Origin of the sequence: Azospirillum isscasi (genome assembly GCF_030849505.1) — a bacterium.
Taxonomy (GTDB): Bacteria; Pseudomonadota; Alphaproteobacteria; order Azospirillales; family Azospirillaceae; genus Azospirillum; species Azospirillum isscasi.
This window is the reverse complement of sequence record NZ_JAUJFI010000064.1, coordinates 17,269-28,515: the sequence shown is the minus strand read 5'-3', so window position 1 is coordinate 28,515 and position 11,247 is coordinate 17,269. Positions and strand designations below refer to the sequence as shown.

Annotated in this window: 11 protein-coding genes; 7 read left to right on the top strand and 4 right to left on the bottom strand. The window is 69.4% G+C overall.

All coding sequences use genetic code 11. The features are described 5' to 3' along the window. The 4 genes from QSG27_RS14490 to QSG27_RS14475 form a co-directional block, all read left to right on the top strand. Window positions 1-1,328, top strand: a 1,328-nt coding sequence (locus QSG27_RS14490; RefSeq protein WP_306707261.1) for a response regulator, incomplete at its 5' end; no start/stop codon positions are given. A gap of 16 nt (window positions 1,329-1,344) precedes the next feature. Next, complete coding sequence (locus QSG27_RS14485; protein ID WP_306707259.1) at window positions 1,345-1,773, top strand: response regulator; 429 nt, start codon at window positions 1,345-1,347, stop codon at window positions 1,771-1,773. A 100-nt stretch (window positions 1,774-1,873) separates the two neighbouring features. Beyond that, on the top strand, window positions 1,874-2,974 hold the full coding sequence (ychF, locus tag QSG27_RS14480; RefSeq protein WP_306707257.1) for a redox-regulated ATPase YchF: 1,101 nt from the start codon (window positions 1,874-1,876) through the stop codon (window positions 2,972-2,974). 198 nt (window positions 2,975-3,172) lie between these two features. Next, on the top strand, window positions 3,173-3,994 hold the full coding sequence (locus tag QSG27_RS14475; RefSeq protein WP_306707255.1) for a putative bifunctional diguanylate cyclase/phosphodiesterase: 822 nt from the start codon (window positions 3,173-3,175) through the stop codon (window positions 3,992-3,994). On the opposite strand, the gene QSG27_RS14470 is transcribed toward QSG27_RS14475, so the two are convergent. Continuing rightward, window positions 3,957-4,433: an NUDIX hydrolase gene (locus tag QSG27_RS14470; protein ID WP_306707253.1), complete on the bottom strand. Its 477-nt coding sequence runs from the start codon at window positions 4,431-4,433 to the stop codon at window positions 3,957-3,959. The two genes, QSG27_RS14475 and QSG27_RS14470, sit on opposite strands and share 38 nt — an antisense overlap. A gap of 111 nt (window positions 4,434-4,544) precedes the next feature. Between QSG27_RS14470 and QSG27_RS14465 the strand changes: the two genes are divergently transcribed. The 3 genes from QSG27_RS14465 to QSG27_RS14455 all read left to right on the top strand — a co-directional run bounded on the left by QSG27_RS14465 (window position 4,545) and on the right by QSG27_RS14455 (window position 7,252). Continuing rightward, window positions 4,545-5,474 (top strand): LysR family transcriptional regulator, encoded by a 930-nt coding sequence (locus QSG27_RS14465; RefSeq protein ID WP_306707251.1) that lies wholly within the window; start codon window positions 4,545-4,547, stop codon window positions 5,472-5,474. A gap of 115 nt (window positions 5,475-5,589) precedes the next feature. Beyond that, on the top strand, window positions 5,590-6,843 hold the full coding sequence (locus QSG27_RS14460; RefSeq protein WP_306707249.1) for an MFS transporter: 1,254 nt from the start codon (window positions 5,590-5,592) through the stop codon (window positions 6,841-6,843). A gap of 4 nt (window positions 6,844-6,847) precedes the next feature. Further along, a complete protein-coding gene (locus QSG27_RS14455) occupies window positions 6,848-7,252 on the top strand; it encodes a hypothetical protein (RefSeq protein WP_306707248.1) in 405 nt (134 codons plus the stop codon). Between the two features lie 475 nt (window positions 7,253-7,727). Here QSG27_RS14455 and phbB read toward each other — a convergent pair whose 3' ends face one another. The 3 genes from phbB to QSG27_RS14440 all read right to left on the bottom strand — a co-directional run bounded on the left by phbB (window position 7,728) and on the right by QSG27_RS14440 (window position 11,073). Further along, window positions 7,728-8,450 carry an acetoacetyl-CoA reductase gene (phbB, locus tag QSG27_RS14450; protein WP_306707246.1) on the bottom strand — a complete coding sequence of 241 codons (723 nt, stop codon included), beginning with the start codon at window positions 8,448-8,450 and terminating at the stop codon, window positions 7,728-7,730. Window positions 8,451-8,546: 96 nt separating this feature from the next. After that, window positions 8,547-9,722 carry an acetyl-CoA C-acetyltransferase gene (locus QSG27_RS14445; protein ID WP_306707244.1) on the bottom strand — a complete coding sequence of 392 codons (1,176 nt, stop codon included), beginning with the start codon at window positions 9,720-9,722 and terminating at the stop codon, window positions 8,547-8,549. A 112-nt stretch (window positions 9,723-9,834) separates the two neighbouring features. Beyond that, entirely contained in the window at window positions 9,835-11,073 is a 1,239-nt protein-coding gene (locus QSG27_RS14440; RefSeq protein ID WP_306707242.1) for an alpha/beta fold hydrolase, read from the bottom strand. Window positions 11,074-11,247: the final 174 nt, after the last annotated feature.

Sequence of the window (11,247 nt, the reverse complement as noted above, 5' to 3'; positions counted from 1 at the left end):
GCTTCGACGGCGCCGGGCGGCGGGCGCTGGAGGGCATCCTGGCCGCCGCCGGCATCGCCCCGCTGGGCTGGTACGGCCTGGACGACGGCCTGGAGGCGGTGTCCGAGGCCCGGGCCGGTCTGGCGGCGGAGTCCGCCTCCGGGGGCGAGGCCGGGCGTCTGGTGGTGCTGGTCAACGGCGGCGCCCAGTCCGAACCGGCCATCGCCTGCTGCCGCACCATCGTGCAATCTCCGGCCTTCACGGACGGCCCGGCCCCCGCGGTGATCCTGGCCGTGCCGCGGGCGCTCGCCTCCACCATGTCGGAGGCCGACCGCATCGGGCTGCTGTGCGCCGTCAACCTCCCCCTGCGGCGGCGGCGGGTCTGGCTGGCGATCGCCGCGGCGCTGGGCCGGGCCAGCCTGGAACGGCGCTCGGAACCGCGGGAGCATGACGCCACCGGCTGGGAGCCGCCCCCCGTCGAGACCGCCATCGCGGCCGGGGCGCTGATCCTGGTGGCCGAGGACAACCCGATCAACCAGACGGTGATCCGCCGCATGCTGAACAAGCGCGGCTACGCCATCGAAATGGCCGACAACGGCCTGCGGGCGCTGGAGATGCTGGAGCCGGACCGCTACGGCCTGCTGCTGACCGATTTCCACATGCCGGAGATGGACGGCTTCGGCCTGACCCACGCCATCCGCGCCCGCGAACGGGACCTGGCGGAGGCGCTGGGGGCGGAGGCGCTGGGGGCGGAGGCCGTGACGCGGCTGCCCATCGTCGCCCTGACCGCCGACGCCCTGCCGGGCACGCAGCAGCGCTGCCTGGAGGCGGGGATGGACGGCTATCTGACGAAGCCCATCGAATCCCGGCTGCTGGCCGAAACGCTGGACCGCTTCCTGCCGCAGGCCAAGTCGCTGCGCCTGCCCGCCCGCCGGACGCCCGCCACGCCGGCGGCGCCTCCGCGGAGCTGGGCGGACGCCGACATCGACCCGCAGATCTTCGACCTCGGCCAGCTCGCCCAGAATTTCAGCCGCGACGACCCGGACGCCATGGTCTTCCTGGGCGATTTCCTGGGCATGGCGCCGGGGCTGATCCAGGCCGCCGTGACGGCGCTGGAGGCCGGCGAGGCCGGGGCCGCCCGCAACGCGGTCCACACGCTGAAGGGGGCCGCCCTGTCCATCGGCGCGGTCCGGCTGGGGCGGCTGGCCGCCGACGCCCAGGATCTTCTGGACGCCGGGGACGGGGAGACCGCGGCGCTCCTCGCCGGCATGCTGGACGCCACCCTGGACGAGCTGATCACCGCGACCGCCGCGATGCGGGCGTCGCACAGTCCCGCACCGACGTCTTGAACGAGGACCGCCTATCATGTCGGTAGATTATTCGAAGCTGAGCATCCTGATCGTCGAGGACGACAACTTCACCCGCGGGCTGATCCGCAAGGTGCTGAAGGAAATCGGCGTCCGCTCGATCGCGGAGGCTTCCAACGGCAAGGACGGTCTGATGGAGGTGGTACGCACGCGCCCGGACATCGTCTTCTGCGACATCCACATGGCGCCGATGAACGGCAAGCAGTTCCTGCAAGGCGTGCGGGGGATCAAGGTGAAGGACGTGGACAAGACGCCGGTGATCTTCCTGACCGGCGACGCCGACCTCAGCACCGTGCGCTTCGCCAAGGAACACAACGTCAACGGCTATCTGGTCAAGCCGATCAGCCTCGCCAAGCTGCGCGACAGCATCGACTCCGTGGTGTCCAGCAACGTGGGCATGACGCAATGGCTGACCAGCAACCCATAACCCCATGCCGGCCCCCCACCCCCACTTCCCGTTTGCGCTTTGCGGCTCCACGTAGGATAAAGCGCCCCAATTCCCGAGATTTCCGACGGCGAGCACCCCCATGGGCTTCAATTGCGGCATCGTCGGCCTGCCGAACGTCGGCAAGTCGACCCTGTTCAACGCGCTGACCGCCACCCAGGCGGCCGAGGCGGCCAACTTCCCCTTCTGCACCAAGGAGCCGAACGTCGGCCGCGTCGGCGTTCCCGACCCGCGCCTGGACAAGCTGGCGGCCATCGCCAAGTCGCAGAAGATCATCCCGACCCAGCTGGAGTTCGTGGACATCGCCGGCCTGATCCGCGGCGCCTCGAAGGGCGAAGGTCTGGGCAACCAGTTCCTCGCCAACATCCGCGAGGTGGACGCCATCGTCCACGTCCTGCGCTGCTTCGAGGACGACGACGTCACCCACGTGGAAGGCAACGTCGATCCCCTGCGCGACGCCGAGGTGGTCGAGACCGAGCTGATGCTTGCCGACATGGAGAGCCTGGAGCGCCAGCTCACCAGCCTCCAGAAGAAGGCCAAGGGCGGCGACAAGGACTCCAAGATCAAGGCCGATCTGATGGAGCGCGCCCTGAAGGTTCTTCAGGACGGCAAGCCGGCCCGCGTCGTCGAGGTCGGCGAGGAGGAAAAGCCGGTCTTCAAGCAGTTCATGCTGCTGACCGCCAAGCCGGTCCTCTACGTCTGCAACGTCGAGGAGGCCTCGGCGGCCACCGGCAACAGCCTGACCGCCAAGGTCGCCGAGAAGGCCAAGGCCGAGAACGCCGGCATGGTCGTCATCTCCGCCGCCATCGAGGCGGAGGTCGCCCAGCTTTCCGACGCCGCCGAGAAGCAGGAGTTCCTGGAGTCCCTCGGCCTGGAGGAGACCGGCCTGAACAAGCTGATCCGCGCCGGCTTCCAGCTTCTCGACCTCATCACCTTCTTCACCGTCGGCCCGAAGGAGGCCCGCGCCTGGACCGTGCGCCGCGGCGCCAAGGCCCCGGAAGCGGCGGGCGTCATCCACACCGATTTCGAGCGCGGCTTCATCCGGGCCGAGACCATCGATTTCGACAGCTACGTCACGCTGGGCGGTGAGCAGGGCGCCAAGGACAACGGCAAGATGCGCCAGGAAGGCAAGGAATACGTCGTCAACGACGGCGACATCTTCCATTTCCGCTTCAACGTCTGATTGGATTTTCCGTTAGCCCTTCTTCTCTTCGGGGGAGAAGGGTTAACGCCACCCAATCTTATCACGGTCGAGAAATCCGTTAACTCTTTCGTAAATCTGGAAAAACCGCTTAAATACCCCTGAGATAAGGTTAACAAGTCCCGTTTCGGCTGTTATGTCCCTGGATGGGGGACGACCGAGGGCTGGACCGGAGGGGATATGGCGGTGAACCAGAACGCGACCATCGCGCCGGGTCCCGGCACCTTCTCCGATCGCGTGCGCGACGCCATCCGGCATGGCGAGTTGCGGCTCGCCTTCCAGCCGCAGGCCGACGCCCACAGCGGGCGCCTGACCGGGTTCGAGGCGCTGTCGCGCTGGCGCCTGAACGACGGCACGGTGATCCCGCCCGACGTCTTCATCCCCATGGCGGAAACCAGCGACGCCATTCACATCCTGGGCGAATGGACGGTGCGCCGCGCCTGCGAGACCGCCGCGGGCTGGATGCAGGACGGCATCGCCGACGTGCCGGTGGCGGTGAACCTGTCGGCGCGCCAGTTGGAAGACCCCGGCTTCGCCCGCACCGTTCTGGGCATCCTGGCCGAAACCGGCCTGCCCGCCGCGAACCTGAAGCTGGAGCTGACCGAAACCGCCCTGTTCGAGCACAGCGACTCCTCGCGCGAGGTGCTGACGCAGTTGCGCGGCGCCGGGGTGCGGCTGGTGCTGGACGATTTCGGGACGGGCTATTCCTCGCTGGCCCTGCTGCGCCGCGTGCCGGTGGAGGCGCTGAAGATCGACAAGCACTTCACCCAGGCGATGGTCCAGGACCGCGACGCCGCCGCCATCGTGCGCGCCATCATCGACCTCGCCCACGCGCTGGGCATGCAGGCGATCGCGGAGGGGGTGGAGACCAACGAGCAGCTTCTCTACCTGCGCGCCTACCGCTGCGACCGCATCCAGGGCTATCTGCTGGCCAAGCCCCTGGACGAGGCGCAGGTGCCGGAGGTCATCCGGCGGCTCGCCGCGACGCCGACAGGCGGATGACCCGCTCCGTCTCGTCCCATTCGGTCAGCGCCGCGGCCTCCTCGACGGTGGCCCACACCGCTTCCAGCGCGTCGTCGGCGCAGACGGCCTCGCCCTCCGGGCAGTCCGCCGCCACCTCCACGATGGTGTAGTGGTACTGGATGGCCCCCGCGTCGTCGAGGGTCATGGCGTCCACCACGGTGACCACCTCGGTCGGCACGACGTGCAGGCCGGTTTCCTCCAGCACCTCGCGCACCGCCGTCTCGAACACCGTCTCGCCCACCGACTGGGCGCCGCCGGGCAGGCTCCACTGCCCCATCCGCGGCGGGCGGCCCCGGCGGATCAGCAGCACCCGGTCGCCGCGCCACACCACGGCGCCCACCCCCACCCAGGGGCGGTCGGGATATTCGCGGGCCGAACGGTCGGCGTGTGCTGTGGCGGACTCGGGTGTGGTGGACATGGAAACTCCCTCGTTGCGCTTGACCCGACGCTAACCCAGGCGGACAGTTGGATTCCAGTGGCCGGATTCCAGTGGCCATGAGGCTGAACGAACCGCCGCCCGGAAACCGCCATGAAGCTCAACGAGATCCGCACCTTCGTCGCCGTGGCGGAAGCCCAGTCCGTGCAGGAGGCCGCGCACCGGCTGGGGCTGACCCAGTCCGCCGTCTCGCGCCTGATCCAGCGGCTGGAGGCGGAGCTGGGGGTGTCGCTGTTCGACCGCCAGACCAAGCCGCTGGCCCTGACCCGCGACGGCGACATGGCGCTGGCCCACGCCCACCGGGTGCTGAAGGCGACGGACGAACTGTCGGACGCCTTCGCCGGGGCGGCGCAGCCCCAGGGGCTGCTGCGGCTGGGGGTGGCCCATGTGCTGACCACCATCGCCGCGCACCAGCCGCTGGACCGGCTGCGCGCCGCCTTCCCCGGCCTGACCGTCCGCCTGCATTCGGACTGGAGCACGCCGCTGATCGAACAGGTGCGCAACGGCACGCTCGACGGCGCGCTGGTGCTGACCCACGACGCCCAGATGCCGCCGGACGATCTGGACGCCGTCTGCATCTCGCGCGAGCCGGTGCGGATCATCGCCTCCGCCGATCTCGCCGCGCGGGAGGACTGGACCCTGGCCGCCATGAACGCCGTGGGCTGGGTGCTCCAGCCCGAAGGCTGCCAGTACCGGATCGCCATGGGCCGGGCGATGGCGCGGCACGGGCCGGCGCTGAACGTCACGGTCGAGGCGTTCGACCAGTCGCTGCTGCTGTCGCTGGTCGCGCGCGGGTTCGGATTCGGGCTGGCGCCGCTGCGGCTGATCGCCCCGACCGTCCAGGCCGCCAGCCTGCGGGCGCTGGAAATGCCGGACTTTTCGCTGACCGTCGCGGTGTGGCTGCTGCGGGGCCGCTTCACCGGGCGCATCGGCCCGGTCTTCGACGTGCTGGAGGACAGCCTGCTCGACCTGCTGCCCCCGGCGGCGGCCGAGCCGGTGCCCTGCCATTCCGCGGCCGAATAACCTTCTTTCTGTTTGTGAATTTGATGCTCGCCCGGCGTGCGCTTATCGTGTCACCCGGATGAACCGCAGGCCAGCGTTGCCGCACCGGCCACAGCCTGCGCTGAGGGAGGATAACTTGGACACCAGCAACCGGGCGGGCGGAGCGCCCTCGGCCCGCTCCTGGCGGACGCCGGGATTTGTCATCGCCTGCGGATGCCTGATCGCGCTGCTGGCCTTCGGCCCGCGGTCCAGCATGGGCCTGTTCACCGCACCCCTGTCGGAGGCGCACGGCTGGGGCCGCGACGTCTTCGCCCTGTCCATCGCCATCCAGAATCTGGTCTGGGGCATCGGCACCCCCTTCGCCGGCGCCTTGTGCGACCGCTACGGGCCGGCGCTGGTGCTGGCGGCCAGCGGCGTTCTCTACGCGCTGGGTCTGGCGCTGATGCCCTTCGCCGACACGCCGCTGATGCTGCATCTCAGCTCCGGCCTGCTGATCGGGCTGGGTCTGGCCGGGGCGTCCTTCGGCATCGTCATCGCCGGCTTCAGCCGCATCGTCCCGCCGGAGAAGCGGAGCTGGTCGATGGGCGTCGCCACTGCCGCCGGCTCGATGGGCCAGTTCCTGTTCGCCCCCACCGGCCAGGCCTTCATCGCCGCCTACGGATGGCAGACCGCGCTGACCCTGTTCGGCGCGTCGATGCTGATGATCCCGGTGCTCGCCTCCTCCTTCGCCGGGGCGGGCGGGGCGAAGAGCGCGCAGGCCGTCACCGGGGCCGACATCGGCTTCGCCGCGACGATCCGGCAGGCCTTCAAGCACCGCAGCTACGTGTTGCTGGTCACCGGCTTCTTCGTCTGCGGCTTCCAGCTCGCCTTCATCACCACGCACCTGCCGCCCTATCTGACCGCCGCGGGGATCAGCCCCAGCCTCGCCTCCTGGGCGATGGCGCTGATCGGGCTGTTCAACGTGGTCGGGTCCTACATGTCCGGGGTGCTGGGCGGGAAGATGAGCAAGCGCGTGCTGCTCTGCGCCAACTACACCCTGCGCGGCCTGTGCACGGCGATCTTCATCCTGGTGCCGGTGTCCCCGGTGTCGGTGATCCTCTACGCCGCGGCGATGGGCCTGCTGTGGCTGTCCACGGTGCCGCCGACCTCCGGCCTCGTCGCGCTGATGTTCGGCACGCGCTATCTGGGGATGCTCTATGGCTTCGCCTTCCTCAGCCACCAGATCGGCGGTTTTCTCGGCGTGTGGCTGGGCGGCGTGCTGTACGAGCGCGTCGGCTCCTACGACGTGGTGTGGTGGGCCAGCGTGGTCCTGGCGCTGGCCGCCGCCGCGGTGAACTGGCCGATCGCCGAGAAGCCCGCCCCCGCGCTCGCGGCGGAAGCGAAGGCGTGAGGCCATGACGGCGCCCGCCCCCACGTCCCCGTCCCCCGGCTTCGGCCACGGCTTCGCGCTGGCGCTCGGCGCGCTGGCGCTGGCCGTCTGGGCGGCGGTGACGGGCGTGGCGCTGACCCAGGCCGCCCTGAACGAGGAGGATGGCGGCACGGTGCTGGCCGTCTTCCCGCCGGGCACGCCCGCTGCCGACGCCTTCACCGCGGTGGTGCGGGCCGGCGGACAGCCGGTGCGCCAGACCTGGATCCCCTTCGCCTGGGTCGCCCGCAGCGACGGCAGCGGCTTCGTCGGGCGGCTGAAGCAGGAAGGGGCGGTCACCGCCTACGGCGAATTGTCGGTCGGCCCGGCGCTGGGCGGCTGCGCGGTGGTGTCGCTGGACGACAAGCGCCCGGTCGGCTTCCAGTTCAAGTGACCGAAAAAAACCGTCCGCCAAGCGGTGACGGGACCACAGTTCGGCTATTGACAACCCCCGCAAGGAGGAGCAGGCTATTCCTCAGAGCAACACTGGTTGAGGTGAAGACGCGGTGGACACCGCATCAAGTTGGCCCAAAAGCCAGCTTCTCTTCGCAGCAAATGTTCCCGTAGCCAGGAGGGTGAACTGATCATGAGTCCACCTGCGCTTATTTGAGGAAGCCGACCTGTTCGGCCACACATTTCTGAACATTGCCGTTGAGACGGCTCAACCATTGCGGATGTCCTGGCACAGCCGCAGAAACCCCCGCCCCCGCGCGGGGGTTTCGCTTTTTACGCCGCCCGCTTTTTTCACCTTCCGACGGCGGGCCTTCTTCCTTCCAGGCCGGCGCTCCAAAGAAAAAACCCCTCCCCCGCGGTGGCGGGAGAGGGGCGAAAGTGCGTGTCGCTTCGAACGGGTCAGAAAGACCCAAAGATCAATACATGTGCTGGCCGCCGTTGATCGACAGGGTCGAGCCGGTGATGAAGCCGCCGTCGTCGCTGACCAGGAACAGAACGCCGCGGGCGATCTCCTCCGCCTTGCCCAGGCGGCCCACCGGGATGCGGGCGACGATCTTCTCCAGAACGTTCGGCGGCACCGCGCGCACCATGTCGGTGTCGATGTAGCCCGGCGCGATGGCGTTGACGGTGATGCCCTTGGCCGCACCCTCCTGGGCCAGCGCCTTGGTGAAGCCGTGGATGCCCGACTTGGCGGCGGCGTAGTTCACCTGGCCGTACTGGCCGGCCTGGCCGTTCACCGAACCGATGTTGACGATGCGGCCGAAACCGCGCTCGCGCATGCCGTCGATGACGTTGCGGCACAGGTTGAAGCAGGAGGTGAGGTTCGTCGCGATGACCTCGTTCCACTGCTGCGGGGTCATGCGCTGCAGCACACCGTCGCGGGTGATGCCGGCGTTGTTCACCAGCACGTCCACCGGCCCGAGTTCGGCGGTGATCTTCGCGATGCCTTCCTTCACGGCGTCGAAGTCCGACACGTCGAACTTGTAGGCCGCGATGCCCGTGCGGGCCGTGAATTCCTTCGCCTTTTCGTCGTTGCCGGCGTAGTTGGCGGCGACCGTGTAACCGGCGTTCTTCAACGCGACGGAGATGGCTTCACCGATACCGCGCGTTCCGCCCGTGACGACTGCAACTCGAGCCATTGGCTCCTCCCCCAAAGCTTGGTGTTGAATTCTTTATCGGTTTCTGTGTGCACATACGAAGCGGGCCGCACCCCGGAGGGAACGGCCCGCTTTTCATCAGCCCCGCTCGACGGTGAGGGCGATGCCCATGCCGCCGCCGATGCACAAGGTGGCGAGGCCCTTCTTGGCATCGCGCTTCTGCATCTCATAGAGCAGGGTGGTCAGGACGCGGGCGCCGGAGGCGCCGACCGGGTGGCCGAGCGCGATGGCGCCGCCGTTGACGTTGACCTTGGAGGTGTCCCAGCCAAGGTCCTTGTTCACGGCCAGGGCCTGCGCGGCGAACGCCTCGTTCGCCTCGATCAGGTCCAGGTCCTCGTGCTTCCAGCCGGCCTTCTCCAGCGCGAGGCGCGAGGCCGGGATCGGGCCGGTGCCCATGATCGCCGGATCGACGCCGGCGGTCGCCCAGGAGACGATGCGGGCCAGCGGGGTGATGCCGCGGCGGGCGGCGTTCTCGGCGGTCATCAGCACCAGCGCCGCGGCGCCGTCGTTGATGCCCGAGGCGTTGCCGGCGGTCACCGTGCCGTCCTTGGAGAAGGCCGGACGCAGCTTGGCCAGCGACTCCAGGGTGGTGCCGTGCTTCGGATACTCGTCGTCGGCGACGATGACGTCGCCCTTGCGGCCCTTGATGGTGACCGGGACGATCTCGTCCTTGAAGCGGCCCGACTTCTGGGCGGCCTCGGCCTTCTGCTGCGAGGCCGCGGCGAAGGCGTCCTGCTCGTCACGGGTGAGCTGCCACTTCTGGGCGACGTTCTCCGCCGTGGTGCCCATGTGATAGCCCTTGAAAGCGTCCCACAGACCGTCCTTCAGCATGGTGTCGAGCAGTTCGGCGGAGCCCATCTTCACGCCGTTGCGCAGATGCATGACGTGCGGGGCCTGGCTCATGCTCTCCTGGCCGCCGACGACCATGATCTCGGCATCGCCGTTGCGGATGGCCTGGTAGCCGAGCGCCACGGAGCGCAGGCCGGAACCGCAGAGCTGGTTGATGCCGAAGGCGGTGGCGGAGGCCGGGATGCCGGCGTTGACGGCGGCCTGACGGGCCGGGTTCTGGCCCTGACCGGCGGTCAGGATCTGGCCCAGAATGACCTCGTTCACCTCGGCGGCGTCGGTCTTGGCGCGGCTCAGCGCTTCGCGGATGGCGACTTCACCCAGATAATGGGCCGGAACGGAGCTGAGCGCCCCGTTGAAGCTGCCGATGGCAGTACGCGCTGCGCTGGCGATCACAACCTCGGTCATGTTGACGCTCCTCAGATTTTGTCAGTTTTATTATCGTGACTGGGTGCCGCACGGAGTGAGAAAAACCTTATGCGCGGATTTCCCGCAATGCAAGACACCTGACAGGCTGCGGTTATCCTGCCGCACTAAGCCATTCGGCCAAGGGTCGCCATACGCCTGTTTCGGCGCCCGCGCTTACCACCATGCCAATATGACCAAGGGGTGGCCTGATCATTTGCGCTCCGCCGATTGTTCTTGCCAGGGCCACCGCGGAAGAGGGCGGAACGATCCGGTCGCGCTCCGGAATCAGCGCCAGGACCGGCAGGGTGAGCCGCGCCGGCTCGACCGGCAGGCCGGCGACCAACCATTCCCCGCGCGCCGTGTCGTTGCGCCCGTACCAACCGGCCAGCGTGTCGCGGGCCACCCCGGCGACCAGCGGCACCCCGTCGTTCAGCCAGTCCTCCAGCGAGACGAAGGCGAGGGCCGCGCGGCTGTCCGGGTCCATGCGGGCGAACTGCGAGAATTTCTTCAGCGCCAGCAGCGGGTCGAGCTGGGCGAACAGCCCCTGGAGCACGTCCACCGGCAGTTCCCCCCAGGCGTCCAGCATCGGGCCGAAGGGCTGGAAGACGGCGGCGGCGCGGCGCGCCATGCCGGCGTCCTCGGCGTGGAAGTCCCAGGGGGTGGCGAGAAGCCCCAGCGCCGCCACCTCCTTCGGGCGGCGCTGCGCCAGCGCGGTGGCGAGCAGCCCGCCCATGCAGTAGCCGACCACCGGGACCGGACGCCCCACCGCCTCCACCACCGCGGCCAGCGCGCGTTCCAGCCGCCCGGCGATGTAGTCGGTCAGGCTGTAGCGCCGCTCCAGCGGGCCGGGCGTGCCCCAGTCGATCAGGAAGGGGCGCAGGCCCTGTGCGGCCAGCCAGCGCATCAGGCTCTTGCGCGCCGACAGGTCCAGGATGTAGTGGCGGTTGACCAGCGACGGCACGAACAGAACCGGCGCGCCGGTCGCCGGGCCGAGGGCGCCGTAATCGAGCAGCCGGGACGCGCCCTCCGTCCACAGGACCGGCGGGTCGGGCAGATCGCGGCGGTAAGGGTGATGGCGGTAGCGCTCGATTCCCGTCAGCGCGAGGCCGAGCTGGCGGCGGACCTCCCGGTCAACCGCCCGGGCGAAGGCGTCCGCGTCGGTTGCGGCGATCCTTCGGCGCAGATCCTCCGCCCGGTCCCGCAGATGCGGCTTCCATGGCAGCGAGCCGTTCCTCAAGTGCGGCAATGCGGCGGAGGAGCTGAGCAGTGTCGCCGCCACCGTCGCCAGGTGCAGCGCCAGGGGCCGCGGTCCCAGCCGGGGTGGGGGCATCGTGGCGCGGTCCCCGGTCACGCGGCGCTCCATCGGACGGAGGTGAAGGCGGTGCCGCCGGTCCCGCCGCTTGTCCCGGCGCCGGATTCCAGCCGGTGCCCGGCTGGCTGGCGTAGGCGAAGCCGCCCGGCCCCAGGACGAAGGGTGCGACCGCCGCGGCGCCCTGCGCCATCATCTGGAACAGGCGGGCGGCGG